Origin of the sequence: Pseudoalteromonas sp. 1CM17D, assembly GCF_023161805.1 — a bacterium.
Taxonomy (GTDB): domain Bacteria; phylum Pseudomonadota; class Gammaproteobacteria; order Enterobacterales; family Alteromonadaceae; genus Pseudoalteromonas; species Pseudoalteromonas atlantica.
In genome coordinates this window covers 1-21322 of the sequence record NZ_JALNTP010000011.1, presented here as the reverse complement: position 1 = coordinate 21322, position 21322 = coordinate 1, and the positions used below count along the sequence as shown (strand labels likewise).

The following is a 21322-nucleotide window of genomic DNA, read 5'->3' as shown; positions in this document are numbered from 1 at the left end:
AGCACCTTTTGGTGCTTTTATTTTATCTATATCAACTTAAGTGCAGTGTAATTTAGTCTAGCGCGCCTTGGCAGTGCTGCATTTTTTTCATCTTGTAAAGTAAACGCTGTGATCACTATCGAGAATAACTGCTTTTTAAAAGTAATGTTAATGACTTCGCCTATTTTAGTTTTATAAGTGTGTTGCTGATTAAACAATTTAAGTTCACCGTTACCTAATTGCTCAACATACAAATAGGGGGTGTGCAAAGGCAGTTTTAACCTTATAACATTTAAACTGCTTTGCTCCTGTACTGCAACCCACTCCCCATCTTTATAAAGCGTATAAAAACGCGTTATGCCCTCGGGCTGAAGTACAGAGTCGTTTTGTATTGAACACGTGCTACACCCGTTTACTCGCCTTTGCTGCCAATTTACTGGCTTGTTATCATAATAAAGCGCATCAGTTAGTAACCATTCACTACTATGGCTACTACTGGCTTTATTAATAGCGCCTTGGCTACAGGCAGCAACTAAACAAATAATAGCTCCTTGTAAAAGTGCAGCATTTATAAATCGGTAGCTCATTTAGCGCTCTTTAATTGCTTTAATTTGGTTAATTATAGCCTCGCTTGGCGCTGCTTCTTTTATATAGCTAGGCAATGAAGTAGAAACAGCGTGAACACGCTGCTGTTGATACAGCTTATGGCTCATCGTATTTGCCACACCAAATCGGTTACCTGCACTTTGTGAGTAAAACTGTAAGTTAATCATGCTCCACTCATCGGTATCCGTTAATACAGTAATTTGCGAGTCTTGGTTTGCATCAAAGTTAGTTAATGTATCGCCTAAAATTGCATTACAATTATAATCGACCGCCTCAGAGCCAGGCCTGTTTAATCCTGCGCTTTCATCAATAGCACTTTCATTTATATTTGCAGCGCTGCCGTTTGAATAATCAATGATAAAATCATCCGTTGATCCTGTTTGATTATTGGTATTTGGCACAAGGTCGCAGTTAATGTTGTTGGTATAAAACCGGTCGTAATAACGATCACCTTCGTTATTACCTATGCTTGCAAGCCCCGTTAATTGATATAGATAATTCATAGAGCTTAAATGATTTGGCTTAAAGTTCACTTCTTCGTCGCCGCCATGATAAAGCCCTAAATTATGCCCCAACTCATGAAAAATAGTAGACGCTTGGTAATTATTCGTCACATTTTGTGATGTTTGATCATCAACCGATAACCCCCATCCGCCCATAGTCAGCATTAGGTCATTACCATTTATTTCGGCAATACCTGAGCCACTAATGCTGCCATCTTCGTTACCACTGTTTGCCATTAATAAATAATGAAAAATTGGGCGGCGCGTTGTATCGGCATATTCCATTTTATAGGCAAATAAATTAGCAGTACCTTGGTCATATTCAAAGGGCGTGTAGCTGTTAAACGGTACGGTTGTACCGCCTCCTAAATCAAAGTTAGCGGTGGAAATACCTGTGCTTTGGTCAAACAAATCGCCTACATCAAAATGCACTGTGTAACCGTTACTTGCAAATACGCTCACTACTTTTTCTAATGCTGTACGCTGTGGCGTAATACCTATATCGGTACTGTCCATATAATCAATTTCTATAAATATATCTTTTTGATTTTCCCGTGCGCCCCATTCATATAAAGGCAGCCCGCCAAATGTTGTGCCTTCTTGCTCACTGCAATCAGGGATCCCATCTAAATCTGTATCGGTATCACAGCTAATATCATTTTGCCCTGCCGGCGTATTAAACACTGAGTAAACCCAATCACTTGCTTGATTAGTATCTGTTGCATTAAGCGCACGTTTTAAGCTTGACCCTTGTTCGGCCTGCATTTGAGGTGCGTTATCGCCTTGCCATTGCGTGGCACTAACCGGTTGCTGGGTAGAATTACCAAATTTAACAAAGTCGATTGTTTGTGTGGCGGCGCTATTTAATAACTCTGCAAAGCCATTTATATACCAATAAGGACGTAGGGCATCGCTTTGGTTACCCACCAGCACAATTTTAGGGTTATTAAGTGCCGCACTTGCTAAAAACTCATCACCAAAACGACTTTGCAGTAAAATATAACTGCCGTTTTCTAATACTTTGTTGGGTAATGTAAATACTTGCTCTGCGCTCACTGAGCTATCAAGCATATTAATTGCGCGCGTTTTTAATGAATAGTTTTGTAAATTAACAGCCTCTCCAGTGCCGTTATAAATCTCTACCCAGGGCGTATCATTAGTAAATTGCACCGATATGAGTTCGGTTATTTTTAAATCTTGGGTTGAGGTGGTAAATTCACTCACTTGGCCTGCTGTCGCAGCAGTACCAGAAAAATTAACTAATTGATCATTTACACGCACTTTGTAAAGCGTGTTTTCTGAAAAATCAGCGCTTAAGTTAACGTTTTTAAAATAGTCACTCGTCTCATCAGGCGCTCCAGATACGCTCTCTACATTAAGTGCAACACAGCTTGAAAAATCATCACTTGATACCTGAACACTGCCTTCACAGCTCCCCGCGCTACTATTTACGGTTAACGAACTGCTCAGCATCACATCTGAAAACGTAATACTGATGGGGGTGTCAACCAATACCGGTTCATCTGCCCCATTAGGCGTTATTTCTGTCACCGTTGCAGCGCTGGTATCAATAATTATCGTATTAAGCAAAAAGTTGGTGCTGTCTTCACCATCACTAGCAGTCAGTGTGTAGCTTTTTGCAGAAATACTATTTACAGGCGGTGTATAGCTAAAGCGCAGCGCTTGGGCATCAATAACACTCACCTGCGCCCCTTCTAGGTCATTTGGAAAAGTAATTTGTACCGTATCGCCATCGGCATCATTTACCGTCAAATTAAATTCAGCACTTAAGTTATATTGCACCTCAACGGTTACATCGTCTGCCACAGGAGGATTGTTAGGCGGCACCACAATCACCGTTTTTTGGGCGCTATTAGTTGCATCGTCGTTATCTCTAACGGTGGCTAAAAAGGTAATATTGGTATTTTGAGCAACCGTTGGGGCATTAAACGTAATACTGGAGTCGGTTTGCGTAAATTCGACCACGGGGCCGTTTGTTTGCTGCCAGCTTAGCTCGCTAATGGTGCCATCGCTGTCCTGCGCTGTAGCTGTTATTGTCACTGACTCATTTTGCATTGCCTCGTCAGGCCCAGCTAAGGTAACACTAGGTGCGCTATTTAATTGCGTAATAAGTACCGTGGCACTGCTTTGTACAGTGCCCCCGGCATTGTCGGTTACAGTAACACTAAAACCAAGCGTTTCACTTTCACTTACATTTGGGGCGGTAAAGCTTAATTCACCTTCAGTTTGGCTAAATTCGATGGAGGAGCCAGCAGATTGTACCCACACTATGGTGCTAATTGTGCCATCTATGTCTTGTGCATTAGCAATTAAACTCACTTGGGTATTAGCCAGTGCACTGCTTGGGCCTGTAATATTAACTGTGGGAGGGGTGTTTTGAACCGTGATAGTCCCAGAAAACACTTGCTCTGTAGTTGCGCCGTCATTATCGGTTACTAGCACCGAAAAACTAAAATCAGTGTCGCTCTCTACACTGGGGGCCGTTGCTGTGAGTATGTTGCCATTGGCAGTAAAGGTAAATTCAGGCCCCGACAGCTGCTGCCATTGATAACTAGACACCTGCCCGTCACTATCGCTTGCCTGAGCCGTAATAGTAAAGGTTTGGTTAGCAACAATAACGCTGCTGCTTACATCAACACTCACAGTAGGGGCGGTATTGCCAGTTGAGCCACTATCGGTGGCGTCACTATCGCTGCCACCGCCGCCGCAACCGGCTATTAAAAGTGATAAAAAAAGTAATCCTAGCCATTTATAAACATTATTTAATACCACTTTTATGCCTCTATGATTTAGCTATACAAATTTTGGGGTACCTTAACAACGTTTAAATGAACGGTAATTTCCTCACGATCATGATACAAATGCTTAGCTTGCAACTCATAGGTTATACCGTACTTAGTAAGCTCTTCTTTGATCATCGTTAGGCATTCATAAACACTATCAAAGCGTTTTTTCATAGGCAGCTTTAAATTAAATATAAGCTCTTTGGCGTATGCGTTTACTGCCCAGTCAATCATTAGATTAGTCACTTTGGTTGGTTTTTCCACCATATCGCACACTAACCAGTTAATATTTCTTTTTTCTGGGCGGTATTTAAAACCATCGGCTCTAAAGTGTTTAACTTGGCCTGTTTCCATCAAACTATCATTCATTGGGCCATTATCTATTGCGCTAACAAACATGCCTCTGCGTACTAATTGATAGGTCCAACCGCCTGGGCAAGCGCCTAAATCAACCCCTCGCATGCCTGGTTGTACTCGCGCTTCTCGCTCTTTTTCAGGGATAAAAACATTAAAGGCTTCGTCAAGTTTTAACGTTGAGCGGCTCGGTCCGTCACTTGGCATACGTAAACGTAAAATGCCCATAAAAAACGGCGAATTATTATAACTATACGAATACCCTACATACGCGGCATTGTTTGCTAAAAATAGTACATGCATTACCGGGCGGTTTGCCTTTGGCTCACGTAATACCGTGTTTTGCTTTTCGAGTGCTTTTTTTAACGGCGTTGATATTTTTTTACAAAAGGTCAGTAGCTCTTTGCCTTCGTTAGTATCGGGGGTTTCTACGCGCAATTCACTACACAAAGGAAAATCCTTTGCGGCTTCTTTTAATGCAGTGACCCTATCTTCTACCGGCATATTTTCGATTAACGTGCCAGCAAACCACTGGCGCGCAAATACCATATTTTTAAAGTCGACCTTTTTGATTATTTCGTCGCTGTGTTGCGCTTCAAAACATTCATAAATCACGTAGCCGGTATTTGGTTTGGCTTTTACATAGCCGGCAAAACCTTGCTCGGCAGCATGAAACGTTATTTCAGCAGCCGCATCGTTTTCAAAACCACTACGACAATAAATCACAACACTAGACATATTAACCCTTAAACTCTTTAAAACTTAAATCGTGCAACTTGCACTAAAATAACAACCCAACCAATTATAAAACATAACCCACCTAATGGGGTTATTGGGCCTAACCACTTCATGCCGCTTAGGGCTAGTAAATATAAACTGCCACTAAAAAGCAGTGTACCGGCAATAAAAAAACCTCCCGCCACGGTTAAATTAATACCCCACTTAATAAGAATCGCCACGGCTATAAGCGCTAAACCATGCACCATTTGATACTCAGCTGCGGTTTTAAATACCCCGAGTGAATACTCAGTTAAACGGCTTTTTAAGCCATGCGCGGCAAATGCCCCTAACATAACCGACAGCATGCAAAAAAAGCTGCCCGTGAGTAAAAATAATTTAATCATAATTGCTCCACTCTATTGGCTATAAATTTACTTGCTTCAAGCGCTGCAGTTTCACGATTTTGCAGCTCGCTCATACCACTTTTTTTGCGTGGTTTGAGTGAATGGTCGCCATCGCTAAGCCACACATAGCTTGGCTGTTTTGGCATAGAAAGCGTTTTAAGCTCTTCACGTGTGCCAAAGGTATCTCGCTCGCCTTGTAAGACTAAAAACGGGCAAGGTATGTCTGCAAAATGATCGGTGCGCAGCTTATCTGGCTTACCGGGCGGATGAAACGGATAGCCAAACGCTAATACACCTGCAATCGGTTGTGTAGAGCTACAAGCAAGCATAGACGCCATACGCCCGCCCATCGACTTGCCGCCAATAAATAACGGTAAATTAGGTTGCGCATTTGTTAGTACTTGCTGGTAATAAGCTAACAGTTTAGGGGCTCGCTCTGGCGGTCTACGTTTTTGTGTTTGTTTAGCAATTTGCATGTATTCAAAATCAAATAAACCTACATCAATACTCTGCGCACTAATGAGTTTAGCCATATGCTGCATAAAATCAGAATCTGATCCAGCTCCGGCACCATGCGCAAATATAAACTGTGCAATAGCCGGCTGCGTTGCGCTTTTAAACCATTCAATCATTATTAATACTCTTGTTCTTGTTCAACTAAGCTCAGCATCCAATCTTTAAACGAGACTATTTTACCCAGCTCTGTTTGCGACTCTCTAATCACTAAGTAATACGCGTTTTTACTCTCTAAGCTGTGGCTAAATGGGATCACTAAACGGCCCGCGTCAATATCGGGTTTGGCAAGCACACTATTGCCTATTGCTACACCTTGGCCGTGCACCGCGGCTTGGAGCACCATTGATGAGTGGCTAAATATAGGGCCTTGATTCACTTGTACATTACGTACACCCGCCGTTTTCATCCAGGTTTTCCAGTTACGGCGCGTGGTATCGTGTAACAAGGTGTGCTGAGCTAAGTCACTCGGTTGATTAAGCGGTTTATGCCCGCTTAATAACAGTGGGCTACATAAAGGCACTAAATACTCGGTGTGTAATTTGTAAGTTTGAACCCCACTCCAGTGCCCTCGGCCGTAGTAAATAGCAATATCTACATCATCGGTTAACGAGTTTTCGTCTTGGTCTTGCGCTTTTATACGCACATCTATTTCGGGGTGGAGTTCGTTAAATAAACTTAATCGAGGTACCAACCACTGAATTGCAAAACTCGGGGTTAAACTTACGGTAAGCGAGCCTTTTGCACCGCGAGCAAGTAGCTTTTCGGTGGCATCTATCAGCTGGGTAAAAATCTCTTTAATATCTAAAAAGTAGCCTTGGCCTTCTTCGGTTAATAATAACGAGCGATTTTTACGTAAAAACAATTTTAAGCCTAAATGCTCTTCAAGGGTTTTAATTTGATGGCTCACTGCCGCTTGCGTTACATACAGCTCTTCCGCTGCTTTAGTAAAGCTTAAATGGCGTGCCGCGGCTTCAAAAGCTTTAAGTGCGTTTAATGGGGGGACTCGTCTTGACATAGTAACCAAGCTTAGAATTAGTTTTTCTTATGCGTAAGATTATATACAGCATCGTTGTGTGTGTATATTAATGGAATAAAAAAAGCGACCTAAGTCGCTTTTTAACTATTACCTAAATAGGTGTTAAATTATAAATCGCTTGCGCTTGTATCAAGTGGTGCAAAGCTTTTAATTAAATCATCTACCGCTTTCATTTGCGATAAGTACCCTTCAAGCTTGCTAAGTGCCAATGCACATGGACCATCACACTTTGCTTCATTAGGGTTAGGGTGAGCCTCAATAAATAGGCCCGCAATGCCCAATGCCATGCCGCTGCGAGCAAGCTCGGCAGCTTGTGCACGGCGTCCATCAGCAGAGTCAGCTCGCCCACCTGGGCGCTGTAGTGCATGGGTGGCATCAAAAATAACCGGCGCCATGGCTTTCATGTCATCCATACCTAGCATATCAACAACTAAGTTGTTGTAGCCAAAGCTTGAGCCGCGCTCACACAGTGCCACATTATCATTACCTGCTTCATTAAATTTAGTAATGATATGGCGCATTTCGTGCGGCGCTAAAAACTGTGGTTTTTTCACATTAATAATGGCACCCGTTTTAGCCATAGCTACCACTAAATCGGTTTGGCGTGCTAAAAATGCAGGTAACTGAATTACATCAACCACTTCAGCAACAGGCGCTGCTTGGTGTGGTTCGTGCACATCGGTTATAAGCGGAATGTTAAAGGTATTTTTAATCTCTTCAAATATTTTTAAGCCTTCTTCCATACCAGGGCCGCGGTATGAATTTATTGATGAGCGATTCGCTTTATCAAACGAGGCTTTAAATACATAAGGAATATTTAATTTAGACGTTACTTCTACATAGTGCTCTGCAATGCGCATTGCTAAATCGCGCGACTCTAAAACATTCATACCACCAAATAATACAAATGGTTTGTCGTTTGCCAGCTCAATATTATTAATATTAATTACTTGGTTGTTCATTTAAATTCCTTAAGGTGCAACTGCTTGCATCATTAATCCACAAATGTAGGCCATATATGTACCTACACCATACCCTAGTACAGCTAATAAAACGCCCACTGGCGCAAGCGAAGGGTGAAACGCAGAAGCCACCACAGGCGCCGACGCAGCGCCGCCAACGTTAGCTTGCGAGCCCACCGCCATATAAAATAACGGGGCTTTTATTACTTTGGCTACAATCAGCATTAAACTTGCGTGCGTTAGCATCCAAATAGCCCCAATTAAAAATAACCCAGGGTTACTAAATATAGCGGTTACGTTCATATGTAAGCCAATTGATGCCACTAAAATATATAAAAAGCTTGAAGCAACTTTTGATGCGCCAAACGCTTCTATTTGCCTTACTTTAGTAAATGATAAACTAATACCAATCGTGGTTGAAATAACAATTAGCCAAAAGAATTTACTGTTTAAACTGTACTCTTTAGCCCACGCGTAATTGTTTGCAAAAAACGGCCCTAAAAAGTCGGCACAAAAATGAGCAAGCCCCGTTATACCAAATGCTATGGCAATAATGGTCATGTAGTCATTGAGTGTCGGCATGCGGGCATGCTCTGCATGGTATTGCTCAACACGGTTTTTTAAATCTTCTATGGCGGTTGTATCAGCCCCTGTTGCGGCATCAATTTTTTTATGGTTTGCGGCCATTAGTAATAAAACAGCCATCCAAATATTCGCCACAATCACATCAACGGTCACCATAACCGAGAATATATCGCCGCCCACTTCAAACATTTCTTTCATTGAGGCTTGGTTTGCGCCGCCGCCAATCCAGCTGCCGGCAACCGTTGTCATACCACGCCAAACAGCATCTGGGCCGTGGCCGCCTACTAAATCAGGGCTAAATACACTAACCACTAAAATAGATAAAGGCCCACCAATCACAATACCCAGCGTGCCCACTAAAAACATAATTAGCGCTTTGGGGCCTAAATTAATAATCGCTTTTAAATCAATACTAATGGTAAGTAAAATTAAACATGCTGGCAGCAAATAGCGCGAAGCAACATAGTAAACATTTGAACTATGTCCATCTACAATGCCAAACGTATTGAGTAAAGAAGGTAAAAAGTAACACAGCAATAATGCTGGTACATATTTATAAAATGCTTTTAGTTTGGGGTTTTCGCTGCTAGAGGTTTTAAAAATGAACCCTAAAATTACAGCAAGCAAACCCAGTACAACAGCATCATTAGTAATTAATGCAGTGTGAGTATCAGCCATATTTGTTCCTATTCTTAATGGTGTGTTTTATTATTATCTTCAAGTTCTTCTAGTTGATGCTGAATAATTTCAATTGCCGGATCATCCGGGCACTCATCAATAAAAAACTGTAAATCATCGCGTGCCATTTTAGGACAATCTAACTGATTGAGTAAGTAACCTCTGTCGCGTCTCTCGTACGGATCATCGCCTAATAGCTCCATTAGCAACTCAACACATACCAGCGCGTGGCCAAATTTATTTTCGCTAATAAACGACCATTTTTGCTGCGCTAAAAACAATTTATAAACTTCATCGTTATAAATAAGTTCAAGTGGCTCTTGCTCTTGGCCATTTTCTTCATCCGCATTTTCAGGAATGATGTACCAGCTCTGTTGCCCACTGCTAGGCTCAATAATGTAGCCTTCTTCATCACTTATTGCGACATGCACGCTAATATCTCCCTGATTAATACACACACTGGCATCTAATTGCGCTTGCTCAAGCAAATGGCTCAATAAAATACCTAATGTGGTTATAGAGCCGCTGCGCATAGTGAGTGTATAGCTTAAGCTATTTATTTTATGCTCTGGCACTTTTAGCCCAGAGGCGCTAAATAGCCATTTGCTATAAAAAATATCAAGAAGGGCTTCTAATCTATCGTGTGGGTCTTTTTGCTTTGCGCACATAGTAGTGATCTGCTGCTCAAAGTCAGTTAATACAGAAAAAGTTGGCGCTAAATCTATTTGAGGGTCCCATTTCGACTCTGCATTAATACACCGATACAGTGGCGGTGGAGTAAATTCATCATATGCATCATCTAAATAAGATTCGTCGTGTTCGTCATACCCGAGGGTGGTCATCAATACTACAACATTTATTAAAAAACGAAGGCGTAGTTTACCTAATTTTACGGATAGTTACCAATACAGCGAAGCTCCCACCCGTAATTATACCCCATAGGGTTACTTTATAGTAAAAGGAGTGGCCAGCCTGGCTGAAAAATGGTGAAGGCTATAAAGCGTGCATAGGTGTATTAACTGTATTAACTGTTACTTAAGTTCCTTACGTATTAGCTCCTTACGTATAAGCCCCTTACTTATAAGTATCGTGCGTGTTTAAAAAGTTATATACACGCACCGACACTTAACTTGCAACAGAGTAGGTATTATAAAAGTAGCGGCGATTTTGCCGTTGCCAAATACCCTATCGCTAAAATCACAACCGTGTTAACTACCACATACATAATTTTTGGCAGCGTATTAGTTTGTTTTGCACTAATAATACCTATCGCAATATAAATCACTACAAGCACTATTTTTTCTAATAACCATAGTTGCTCAAAGGGGTTTATTTTTGCCATGAACACCAATGTTATTGCAGAAATAAGTAATAAAGTGTCAATGCTGTGACTGCCAATAAAAACCAGTTTATTTTTGGCAAGCTTGCCACTGCCCATACGCGAAAAAGAGCGGATGTAAAATAAGATAACGCTTAGCATAGCAATTGCCATGTGTGAGTGTTTTACTGCTAAATAATCCATAAGCCTCAGTACTTTTTGTTTTGTTAAATTTAGTTAAGTGCGTTTAATACCAATCCGCTTAATTAAGTGATCTATTTTGAGGATGGAAAAACGTGTTGATAGCTAGGCAAAAAATTTGCTATTTAGTTGTTCTAAATGAGAATTTTTTAACGCTGATAGCAACACGTTTAGCCCCCTCAAAATGATTAAGTATTATTGCTGCTTGGTATAATACCAAGTACTACGCACTGCTTTGGCTATTATGCCTCACAAACTAAAAAGCACATAGTCGCAAGGCTATGTGCTTATTAAATTTATAGTAACGATTAACGTTGTTGTCGTTGCACGTTCTCAAATGCTAGTTGTACATTTTGCGAAAAAATCTCAATTAAATTACGTTGCGTATCGGTTATATTTTTAGGGATCCCCGATATAAATAACATCGAATTGTGATTGTACTCGCTACTACAATAAGCAAATAAATAGTTATCTTTATAAATTATGCTTTTATCTTTAAGTGCTTGATGACACGCCTCTAGTTGCTCGTTTTGCAGCACCGCATCTAACTCTTTACCCTCGCTTTGCTCAAACTCACCGGTACCAGAGCGTACAATTAGCTTATCATTACTATTTTCTTGCGTATTTTGCGCCACTAACGTAGTGGCATACACCGCTTGATCGGCAATGCCTAATAACGAAGTAAGTTGCTGCATCACCCCTTCAATAAACTGCTCTATTGAACGTGTGGCAAATATATCGCGCGAGGCAACAATAATTTTTTCAAGCCCTTCGCGAGATTGCTCTATAGAAATAATATCGCGATACGAGCGTAAGCTCGACATAATCACAGTAAACAGCTTTTGCGCTGTCAGCTCTGTTTTCGATTTATAGTCGTTAATATCGTAATTAATAATGACTTGGCGCTCAGGCGCCTGCCCAGGCTGACCGGTTCTTAAAATAATGCGAATATGATTATTATTAGCTTCTTCGCGAATAAATTTAGCAACCTGTAACCCAGCGTCATCTGTTTCCATTACCACATCTAGCAGTACAATAGCGGCATCTGGGTGCGCATTTATTAATTCTTTTGCTTCAGCGCCCGAGTATGCGCTTAAAAATTCTAAACGTTTGTTCTGAAATTCAAAATCACTCAACGCAAGCTTTGTAACAGCATGAACTTCAGGTTCGTCATCAACGATTAATACTTTCCAAGTGCCAAGCTCTACTTCACTTTCTAACTCATCTGGCTCATCTGAAAATAAAAAATCACCCATCATATTAAAGGTTCCTTAATGCATTTATAGAACACACAATCATGGCTGTTTATTATCAAATTAAGGCCACTGTGCGAGCGTTACACGATCGTTATTTCCCAAGTCTTTTACTGTTTTAATATTTATATACGCCATTTGCTTAAACAAATGCCGAACAGCTTCACCCTGTTCAAAACCATGTTCTATTAAAAGATAGCCACTAGGGAGCAAATAGTCACGTGATTGTGTAATTATTTGTTTTATATCAGCCATTCCTGCCTCATCGGCCACTAACGCAGAAAGAGGTTCAAAGCGCACATCTCCTTCTTTTAAATGTTTATCGTCGTGTTCAATGTACGGGGGGTTGGTCACAATTAAATTAAACTGCTCATTTTTCAGCGCGCTAAACCAGTTACTTTGCTTAACTTGCACATTATCAATGGCTAAACGCTGCTGATTCCGAGTCGCTAAGGCCACCGCATCTGCTACTTTGTCGACTGCTGTAATTTGCCATGTTGGCATTTCACTGCCAAGTGCAAGTGCAATAGCGCCGGTGCCAGTGCCTAAATCAAGCACTTTTGCTTGCTCAGGCACGGTAAGTGCTAAAGCTTGCTCAACGAGTGTTTCGGTATCAGGCCTAGGAATAAGCGTCGTGGCATTCACCTCGAGCGCTAAGCTCCAAAATTCGCGCTGGCCAATAATATGCGCTACGGGTTCACCATTTAAACGCCGTTCACAAAATTCATCATATTGGCGCTGTTCGTCGCTGCTAAGTAGGTTATCTGGCCAGGTAAATAAGTAACTGCGGGGTTTTTGAAGAATATGTAACAGCAGTACTTGTGCGTCTAATTTAGCGCTGTCGCTAGTTGGTGCAAGTTTAGTTGCACCAACCGCTATTGCCTGCTCAAGCGTGTGGCTCACAATTACTCATCGCCCATTGCGGCAAGTAAATCAGCTTGATGCTCTTGCATTAATGGATCGATAATTGCGCCTAAATCGCCAGTTACCACTTCGTTTAAGCGATAAAGCGTTAAATTAATACGGTGATCGGTAATACGCCCTTGCGGGTAGTTGTAAGTACGAATACGCTCAGAGCGATCGCCGCTGCCCACTAAGTTACGACGCTCAGAGGCCTCAGCCGCATGGCGTTTTTCATCTTCGGCTTGCTGCAAACGCGCGGCAAGTACCGACATCGCTTTAGCGCGGTTTTTATGTTGCGAACGCTCATCCTGACACTCAACCACAACACCCGTTGGAATATGAGTAATACGAATTGCCGAGTCGGTTTTATTTACGTGCTGACCACCGGCGCCGGAGGCTCTAAATGTATCTACTTTTATATCGGCGGTGTTTATTTCAATGGCTTCTGCTTCAGGAATTTCGGCCATTACTGCAACCGTACACGCAGAGGTATGTACACGCCCCTGCGACTCAGTCTCTGGTACACGCTGTACACGGTGAGCGCCCGATTCAAACTTAAGCTTACCGTACACACCTTCACCGCTAATGTTTGCTATAACTTCTTTGTAGCCGCCGTGTTCACCTTCGTTGGTGCTCACCACTTCAACTTTCCATTTTTGTGTTTCGGCGTAACGGCTGTACATTCTAAATAAATCGCCTGCAAAAATAGCCGCTTCGTCACCACCGGTACCCGCGCGTACTTCTAAAAATACATTGTTGTTATCTTTAGGATCTTTAGGAAGCATAAGCACTTGTAGCTCATCTTCTAATGATAAAATTTGCGCTTTAGCTTCTTTATATTCTTCTTGCGCCATTTCACGCATATCTGGGTCTGAATCTTTTAACATTTCTTCAGCAGTCGCTACATCGTCTTGCGCTTGTTGGTATGCTAAAAATGTTTTTACAATTTCTTCAAGCTCAGAGTATTCTTTTGAAAGAGCACGAAAGCGGTTTTGATCACTAATGACCGACGGATCGCTCAGTAGCGCTTGTACTTCTTCGTAGCGCTCTACTAAGGTTTCTAATTTACGATATACAGACTCTTTCATTTAACTGTTATTCCTGATCAATACCTAACATTTTTTTCAACTGAGTTAGTTGTGCCACTTCACCTTTTTTAGCCGCATCTTGAATTGCACGGGTAGGCGCGTGCATTAAGCGGTTGGTTAATTTATTGGCCAACTCTAATATAATTTTTTCTGCGTCTTTACCTGTATTTAGCTGGCTAACCGCCCGCTCAACAAGTTCTGACTTAATGGTTTGTACGTCGTTTCGGTAGTGGCGAATTATATCAACCGAATCGAGAGAGCGAACCCACATTTCAAATTCTTTTACGCGCTCGCTTATTATTAATTGTGCTTGTTCTGCCGCCTGTTCACGCGCGGCCATATTCTCGCTTACAATGGCTTGTAAGTCATCAACGGAATATAAATAGGCTGCGTCAAGCTCGCCTACTTGGCTTTCTATATCGCGTGGTACGGCAATATCAATAAACAGCATAGGTTTATGGCGGCGCTGTTTTAATGCTTGCTCCACCACCCCTTTACCTATTATTGGTAACGTACTGGCGGTTGAGCTAATAACAATATCGGCTTTGTGTAAACGCTCAGGGAGTTGTGCCAGCGCAATCACATCGGCCGACACTTCCTGCGCTAAACCGCGTGCACGCTCAATGGTTCTGTTGGCAACCGTAATTTGTTGCGGCTCATTTTGATATAAATGTTTAGCTACAAGCTCTATTGTTTCGCCGGCACCAATTAATAACACATTGGTTTTATCAAGCTTGCCATAAATATGTTTTGCTAAATTAACCGCTGCAAACGCCACCGACACAGCACTGGCACCAATATCAGTGTCGGTACGGACCTGCTTAGCTACCGAAAAGGTTTTTTGAAACAACCTATCAAACTTAACGCCTACGGCATCGTGCGTTTTGGCGCTATGATAAGCTTGCTTAATTTGCCCTAAAATTTGCGGCTCGCCCAATACCAACGAATCTAAGCCGCACGCAACACGCATTAAATGATTAATGGCTGCATCACCTTGGTGGCAATATATATTTTTGCTCAGTTCGTGTTCATCCAAACCATGGAAACTGGCAAGCCAAGCTAGCAGTGCTTGGGAATTTGACTGCTCAAGGCTACAATAGATTTCGGTACGGTTACAGGTAGATACAATAACGGCTTCGTTAAAGTCGGCATGACCGCTTAATTGCTGGAGCGCCTCAGACATTTGCTCAGGCGAAAAAGCCACTTTTTCACGTAATTCTACGGATGCGGTTTTGTGATTTATACCAAGTGCTATGATGGTCATATTTGCCAAATATTGCTGCGCCCTACTTTAAAGGCGGCAATTTTACCAAAAATCAGCGGAATATGGAAAGTAAGGAACAACATTTGATTCGACATTATTTAATTTTATTCACTCTTTTTTTGTTTTTAGCGGGCTGCGCCCACCAAATTGATACAAAAACAACGCTTTACGATGATTGGAAACCACGCTTAGCAGCGCAAAAAACCTGGCAAGCACAAGGTAAATTAGCGTTTATAAGCCCTGATGAGCGCCAATCTGCAAACTTAAATTGGCAACAAGACGAAAAACAAAACAACTTAGTGCTCACTACGTTTATTGGTACTCGTATATTGTCGCTTAAACAAACCCGCACAGGTGCGGTGCTTGATTACGACGATAAAACATACACAGACACTAACGCCGCGTTATTATTAAAACGCTTAACCGGTTTTGACCTGCCAGTTGATAACGCCGATAACTGGTTAAAAGGCACATTAACGTCGCAAACATTAAAAGTAGACGAACTTGGCCGTGCACAACAAGTTATTTGGTACGATAACAGCAATAAAAAGTGGCAAATAACGTATTCAAACTATAAACAGCAAGGTGGCTTTTGGGTTCCTGGCAATGTCACGCTAAAACATCAGCAAATTAAAATCAAAATTCAACTCTACAATTGGCAATTTAATTAAGTATGAATACTAAAACAGCTTTTTCGGTCATTGCACCGGCAAAACTTAACTTATTTTTACACATCAATGCGCGCCGTGATGACGGTTATCACGAACTAGAAACCTTATTTACCTTTTTAAATTTTGGCGACACACTCGACTTTTCAGTTAACGAAGCGCCCACTATTTTAATAACGGGTGATACGAAAGGCATAGCAGATTGCGATAATCTCATCTATAAAGCCGCGTTATTGCTTAAAAATCACTGTGGCATTTCATCAGGTGTAAAAATAAATCTCACTAAACGTTTACCTATGGGTGGCGGCGTGGGAGGCGGTTCATCTGATGCAGCCACCACGTTACTTGCACTTAATAAAATGTGGAATACACAACTAAATATTGATGAATTAGCAAACTTAGGCCTGCAATTAGGCGCCGACGTGCCGGTATTTATTCGTGGTAAAAGCGCCATAGCACACGGTATTGGCGAACAATTGGTTGACGTAGAGCTTGAACAAAAATGGTATTGCGTTGTGCACCCTAATCAGCATGTCAGTACCGCTAAAATATTCACTCACCCAGATTTAAAACGCGATACACCAAAAATTTCAGGTGATTGGCGAACCCATAAATTAACCAACGATTGTGAGCCTTTAGTTAAAAAGCTCTGCCCCGAGGTTGAAAAAACCCTGCAGTGGTTGCTAAAATACGCCCCGTCGAAGATGACCGGAACAGGTTCATGTTGTTTTGTCGAATTTGCTAGCCAAGTTCAAGCACAAGATGTACTTGATAACCTCCCCCATACTTGGCAGGGTTTTGTTGCTTCTAGCGCAAATGTCTCACCTGCTCATACGGAGCTTGCCGCCATATTCGATCAATGAAGTAACGTACAAGTAATCATAAGTTAACGCGTAGTGGGTTTTACCTATTTACCCGTTAGTCCAAAAATTCAGTGCCTGAGGAACCCTACCGTGCCTGACATGAAGCTCTTCGCTGGTAACGCAACACCTGAGTTAGCTCAAAAAGTTGCAAAACGTTTGTATATTGAATTAGGCGATGCTGTTGTTGGCCGTTTTAGCGACGGTGAGATCAGTGTTCAAATAAATGAAAATGTTCGTGGCTCGGATGTTTTTATCTTGCAATCAACCTGTGCCCCTACTAACGATAACCTAATGGAACTTATCGTTATGGTTGATGCTCTACGTCGTGCATCAGCAGGTCGTATTACTGCCGTCATTCCTTATTTTGGTTATGCACGTCAAGACCGTCGAGTACGTTCTGCGCGCGTTCCAATTACCGCTAAAGTTGTTGCCGATTTCTTATCAAGTGTAGGTGTTGACCGCGTTCTTACGGTTGATTTACACGCTGAGCAAATACAAGGTTTCTTTGACGTACCAGTAGATAACGTATTTGGTAGCCCTGTATTACTTGAAGATATGGAAGAGCGTGAGTTTGAAGACGTTGTTGTAGTATCACCAGATATTGGTGGTGTAGTACGTGCCCGTGCTATTGCAAAACTACTTCACGACACAGACCTTGCTATTATTGATAAACGTCGCCCTCAAGCTAACGTTTCTCAAGTAATGCATATTATTGGTGATGTTGAAGGCCGCGACTGTATTATCGTAGATGATATGATTGATACCGGTGGTACTTTATGTAAAGCCGCAGAAGCACTTAAAGAACACGGTGCTAAACGCGTATTTGCCTATGCAACGCACCCTATTTTATCTGGCAAAGCTGCAGAGAACATTCGTAATTCAGTAATTGATGAAGTAATTGTAACTGACTCAATTCCGTTATCTGATGAATTAAAAGCGCTTGATAAAGTAAAAGTACTAACTCTTGCTGACATGTTAGCCGAAACAATTCGTCGCATCAGCAATGAAGAATCTATTTCAGCGATGTTTGAACACTAAAATCACACATTCGTTGGAACATATAAGCGCCTTTTGGCGCTTTTTTTGTATGTGTTGTTTATTTTATCGGGGGGCGGTGTTATGATAGCGCGCCTTTTGGGTAGGGACCTTGGTCGCAAAGGCCCTAACACTTTTAATTATTGGAGACATTATGTCTAACGAAACTTATACTTACAACGCTGAACTTCGCGTAGAAACTGGTACTGGTGCGAGCCGCCGCCTACGTCGCGAAGACAAAGTACCTGCTATCCTTTACGGTGCAGATAAAGAAGCGGTATCGCTTACTCTTGCTCATAAAGACATGATCAAAGCACAAGAAAGCGAAGGTTTTTACACGCACATTCTTACGCTAAATGTTGGCGGCGAGTCTGTTGAAGCTATCTTAAAAGATATTCAACGTCACCCATTCAAGCCAAAAATCACTCACCTTGATTTCCAACGTGTAGATGCAACTCACAAATTAGTAACTAAAGTTCCTCTTCACTTCATCGGTGAAGAAGCAGTTACTAAAGCTGGCGCAACTGTTGTTCACCAGTTAACTGAAGTTGAGATTTCTTGTCTTCCTAAAGCACTTCCAGAATTCGTTGAAGTTAACGTTTCTAATTTAGTAGTTGGTGATTCAGTTCACATTTCTGACCTTGAACTTCCTTCAGGTGTTCAGTCTGTTGAACTAGGTAAAGGCGAAGGCCACGACCTGTCAGTAGTTACAATCAAAGCTAACAAAGCAGCTCCTACTGAAGAAGAAGCTTCAGACGCTGCTGAATAATATTTAAGGTCTTGCACCTTGAATTCTATTCAAATGCTTGTGGGCCTGGCTAATCCAGGCCCCGAATACGCAAACACACGCCACAATGCAGGTGCTTGGTTCATTGAAGAACTCGCAGCACGCTACAACTGCACGCTCAAACACGATCCTAAATATCACGGCCTAACTGGCAAAGTGATCATCCAAGGCCAAGAATTCAAATTATTGATCCCCACCACCTACATGAACTTAAGTGGTAAAGCGGTCGGTAGTTTAGCCAATTTTTTCAAAATCCCCGTGGAAAACATACTTGTTGCCCATGACGAAATGGATTTAGACCCAGGCGTTGCCAAACTTAAAAAAGGTGGCGGTCATGGCGGTCATAATGGCTTAAAAGACATTATTGCAAAAATGGCAAACCAAAAAGATTTTATGCGTTTACGCATAGGTATCGGTCATCCAGGGCATCGTGAAATGGTTACCGGCTGGGTGCTTGGAAAAGCAGCCAAAGAAGACCAAGAAAAAATGGATGCAGCGGTTGATGAAGCAGTTCGTTGTATGGAAATACTTGCAAAAGATGGTGTGTTAAAAGCACAAAACAGACTACATTCTTTTAAACCATAATCGTTTAAACGAATCTTAACAAGGTATCTTACTATGGGTTTTAAATGTGGCATCGTTGGCTTGCCTAATGTTGGTAAATCAACGCTTTTTAATGCACTAACTAAAGCGGGTATTGAAGCCGCTAACTTTCCTTTTTGTACCATCGAACCTAACACAGGTGTAGTACCGGTACCCGATCCTCGCTTAGACGAGCTAGCAAAAATTGTAAATCCTCAACGTATTCTACCTACTAGTATGGAATTTGTTGATATTGCTGGTTTAGTAAAAGGCGCATCAAAAGGTGAAGGTTTAGGAAACCAATTTTTAGCAAACATTCGTGAAACGGATGCAATTGGCCATGTAGTTCGCTGTTTTGAAGACGAAAACGTAATTCACGTTGCAGGTACTATTGACCCTGCTGACGATATTGACGTTATCAATACCGAATTAGTACTTGCCGATATGGACAGCGCTGATAAAGCAATTTTCCGTAACGCTAAAAAAGCGAAAGGCGGCGATAAAGACGCTAAAGAGCAAAATGCAGTACTTGAAAAAGTTAAAGTACACTTAGACGAAGGGTTAACACTTCGCTCTTTAGAGCTTACTAAAGAAGAAAAAGCAGCAATTAGCTCAATTAACTTCTTAACTATTAAGCCTACTATGTACATTGCTAACGTAGCTGAAGATGGCTTTGAAAATAACCCACACCTTGACCGTGTACGTGCTATTGCAGAGTCTGAAGATGCTGTAGTAATTCCGGTGTGTGCTGCAATCGAATCTGAGCTTTCTGAACTAGATGAAGAAGACAAGCTTGAATTTATGGCAGACCTAGGTTTAGAAGAACCAGGCCTAAACCGTGTTATTCGCGGTGGTTACGAGCTATTGCATTTACAAACCTACTTCACTGCAGGTGTAAAAGAAGTACGCGCGTGGACTATTCCAGTAGGTGCAACTGCGCCGCAAGCGGCTGGTAAAATTCACACCGACTTTGAACGTGGCTTTATTCGCGCACAAACCATTGCTTATGACGACTACATTGCCTTTAATGGCGAAGGTGGCGCTAAAGAAGCCGGTAAAATGCGTCAAGAAGGTAAAGAGTACATTGTTAAAGATGGCGATGTAATGAACTTCTTGTTCAACGTATAATTACGCCTAAACAATCTGTTTATAAAAGCCCGCTTAATGCGGGTTTTTTTATGCCTTTACCCAAATAATTTTTATCCAAAAGACAAATGGCCTTAATCATTTTTGGCTTTTTATAGCAATTAGCATAATTAAGCGATCTATTTTGAAGATAGAAAAACCTGTTGATAGCTAGGAAAATTCGCTATTTAGTTGTTCTAAAATAATTTATTAACACAGATAGCGACACGTTTAGTCCCTAAAAATGATATAAGTCTTATTATGGATTGGTATTATACTAACGAGCTAAGTTAAATACTTTATTTAACGTAAGAAATACGCATCAGTAGTAAGCAAATTGCCCTACCAACTCCCCCCGCGCGGTGATTAATATGTAATTTTTAACGCAACTAGTGCAAGTTATGCCTACTTAAAATGATTACATAGCCTGGTTGTTAAGTATCATAACTTCATTCAATAGCTAAAATACTCAATAAACTCGGCTTTAATACAACTTGATCACAAAACGACTGCTGAAATACTCAGCAGTTTTTATATTAACGGTTTTAAGTTGTTACTACTTAGTGTACTTTGACAGTTGATTTACAGTTAAAAAAAACAGCAAATTTATTAAAATTTAGCCTCTTAGCTTAATTTTCCTGCAAACAAACCCTGTTAAGTGTTTTTTTGCAAAAAAGGTGTTGACGGATTTGGGTCATATCAGCATAATACGCCCCGCACTCAGCGATGAAGTGATAACAAAAGAGATGGCTAAGTAGCTCAGCTGGTTAGAGCACATCACTCATAATGATGGGGTCACAGGTTCAAATCCCGTCTTAGCCACCATTTTTCTTTTGTTGCTCAATGAAGAGTTTAAAATAACTACCTTCCTTTGATTATTCAAAGTGAAAATGCGGGAGTGGCGGAATTGGTAGACGCGCTGGATTTAGGTTCCAGTATCTTAGGATGTGAGAGTTCAAGTCTCTCCTTCCGCACCATGTTCTGATATGAACTAAACTATCAATTGTTTTCTGTTGGGATATCGCCAAGCGGTAAGGCACCAGGTTTTGATCCTGGCATTCCCAGGTTCAAATCCTGGTATCCCAGCC

19 protein-coding genes, 3 tRNA genes and 1 pseudogene are annotated in these 21322 nt (G+C 41.5%); 9 read left to right on the top strand and 14 right to left on the bottom strand.

All coding sequences use genetic code 11. The annotated features are described in order from the left end of the window. Positions 1 to 26: 26 nt before the first annotated feature. The 14 genes and pseudogenes from MSC25_RS16905 to hemA form a co-directional block, all read right to left on the bottom strand. Positions 27 to 566, bottom strand: coding sequence for a hypothetical protein (locus tag MSC25_RS16905; protein WP_096041439.1), 540 nt, complete (start codon positions 564 to 566; stop codon positions 27 to 29). Continuing rightward, positions 567 to 3881: an Ig-like domain-containing protein gene (locus MSC25_RS20370; protein WP_096041438.1), complete on the bottom strand. Its 3315-nt coding sequence runs from the start codon at positions 3879 to 3881 to the stop codon at positions 567 to 569. It lies immediately after the preceding gene. A gap of 17 nt (positions 3882 to 3898) precedes the next feature. Then, a complete protein-coding gene (gene rlmM, locus MSC25_RS16895; RefSeq protein ID WP_004588846.1) occupies positions 3899 to 4984 on the bottom strand; it encodes a 23S rRNA (cytidine(2498)-2'-O)-methyltransferase RlmM in 1086 nt (361 codons plus the stop codon). Between the two features lie 17 nt (positions 4985 to 5001). Then, positions 5002 to 5370, bottom strand: coding sequence for a DUF423 domain-containing protein (locus tag MSC25_RS16890; protein WP_024034182.1), 369 nt, complete (start codon positions 5368 to 5370; stop codon positions 5002 to 5004). After that, complete coding sequence (locus MSC25_RS16885) at positions 5367 to 6002, bottom strand: alpha/beta family hydrolase (protein WP_096041437.1); 636 nt, start codon at positions 6000 to 6002, stop codon at positions 5367 to 5369. The genes MSC25_RS16890 and MSC25_RS16885 overlap by 4 nt, the downstream gene beginning before the upstream one ends. Before the next feature lie 2 nt (positions 6003 to 6004). Then, entirely contained in the window at positions 6005 to 6901 is an 897-nt protein-coding gene (locus MSC25_RS16880) for a transcriptional regulator GcvA (protein ID WP_004588843.1), read from the bottom strand. A gap of 128 nt (positions 6902 to 7029) precedes the next feature. Beyond that, positions 7030 to 7884 carry a 3-deoxy-8-phosphooctulonate synthase gene (kdsA, locus tag MSC25_RS16875; RefSeq protein WP_054983446.1) on the bottom strand — a complete coding sequence of 285 codons (855 nt, stop codon included), beginning with the start codon at positions 7882 to 7884 and terminating at the stop codon, positions 7030 to 7032. Positions 7885 to 7893: 9 nt separating this feature from the next. After that, positions 7894 to 9147, bottom strand: a complete 1254-nt coding sequence (locus tag MSC25_RS16870) for a DUF819 family protein (protein WP_004588841.1) — start codon at positions 9145 to 9147, stop codon at positions 7894 to 7896. 14 nt (positions 9148 to 9161) lie between these two features. Then, a complete protein-coding gene (locus tag MSC25_RS16865) occupies positions 9162 to 9989 on the bottom strand; it encodes a tetratricopeptide repeat protein (RefSeq protein WP_096041435.1) in 828 nt (275 codons plus the stop codon). Between the two features lie 305 nt (positions 9990 to 10294). Next, positions 10295 to 10669, bottom strand: a complete 375-nt coding sequence (locus tag MSC25_RS16860; RefSeq protein WP_064384853.1) for a SirB2 family protein — start codon at positions 10667 to 10669, stop codon at positions 10295 to 10297. Between the two features lie 320 nt (positions 10670 to 10989). Beyond that, positions 10990 to 11925 (bottom strand): annotated as a pseudogene (locus MSC25_RS16855) (DUF3369 domain-containing protein); the annotation flags it as partial. Positions 11926 to 11982: 57 nt separating this feature from the next. Further along, complete coding sequence (prmC, locus tag MSC25_RS16850) at positions 11983 to 12822, bottom strand: peptide chain release factor N(5)-glutamine methyltransferase (protein ID WP_096041434.1); 840 nt, start codon at positions 12820 to 12822, stop codon at positions 11983 to 11985. Positions 12823 to 12824: 2 nt separating this feature from the next. Further along, positions 12825 to 13910 (bottom strand): peptide chain release factor 1, encoded by a 1086-nt coding sequence (gene prfA, locus MSC25_RS16845; protein ID WP_004588836.1) that lies wholly within the window; start codon positions 13908 to 13910, stop codon positions 12825 to 12827. A gap of 7 nt (positions 13911 to 13917) precedes the next feature. Then, positions 13918 to 15174, bottom strand: coding sequence for a glutamyl-tRNA reductase (gene hemA / locus MSC25_RS16840; protein ID WP_174694608.1), 1257 nt, complete (start codon positions 15172 to 15174; stop codon positions 13918 to 13920). An 83-nt stretch (positions 15175 to 15257) separates the two neighbouring features. Between hemA and lolB the strand changes: the two genes are divergently transcribed. From lolB to MSC25_RS16795, 9 genes are all read left to right on the top strand, one after another. After that, positions 15258 to 15845 (top strand): lipoprotein insertase outer membrane protein LolB, encoded by a 588-nt coding sequence (lolB, locus tag MSC25_RS16835; RefSeq protein WP_004588834.1) that lies wholly within the window; start codon positions 15258 to 15260, stop codon positions 15843 to 15845. 2 nt (positions 15846 to 15847) lie between these two features. Continuing rightward, complete coding sequence (ispE, locus tag MSC25_RS16830; protein WP_004588833.1) at positions 15848 to 16705, top strand: 4-(cytidine 5'-diphospho)-2-C-methyl-D-erythritol kinase; 858 nt, start codon at positions 15848 to 15850, stop codon at positions 16703 to 16705. Positions 16706 to 16795: 90 nt separating this feature from the next. Further along, positions 16796 to 17743: a ribose-phosphate pyrophosphokinase gene (locus MSC25_RS16825; protein WP_004588832.1), complete on the top strand. Its 948-nt coding sequence runs from the start codon at positions 16796 to 16798 to the stop codon at positions 17741 to 17743. Between the two features lie 151 nt (positions 17744 to 17894). Further along, on the top strand, positions 17895 to 18509 hold the full coding sequence (locus MSC25_RS16820) for a 50S ribosomal protein L25/general stress protein Ctc (protein ID WP_004588831.1): 615 nt from the start codon (positions 17895 to 17897) through the stop codon (positions 18507 to 18509). A gap of 18 nt (positions 18510 to 18527) precedes the next feature. Next, positions 18528 to 19112, top strand: a complete 585-nt coding sequence (pth, locus tag MSC25_RS16815) for an aminoacyl-tRNA hydrolase (protein WP_024033868.1) — start codon at positions 18528 to 18530, stop codon at positions 19110 to 19112. A 33-nt stretch (positions 19113 to 19145) separates the two neighbouring features. Further along, positions 19146 to 20237, top strand: coding sequence for a redox-regulated ATPase YchF (ychF, locus tag MSC25_RS16810; protein ID WP_004588829.1), 1092 nt, complete (start codon positions 19146 to 19148; stop codon positions 20235 to 20237). Positions 20238 to 20982: 745 nt separating this feature from the next. Beyond that, positions 20983 to 21059 (top strand) — tRNA-Met (locus tag MSC25_RS16805). 67 nt (positions 21060 to 21126) lie between these two features. Next, positions 21127 to 21211: transfer RNA gene (locus MSC25_RS16800), tRNA-Leu, on the top strand. A gap of 37 nt (positions 21212 to 21248) precedes the next feature. Further along, positions 21249 to 21320 (top strand) — tRNA-Gln (locus tag MSC25_RS16795). The last annotated feature ends 2 nt before the right edge of the window (positions 21321 to 21322 follow it).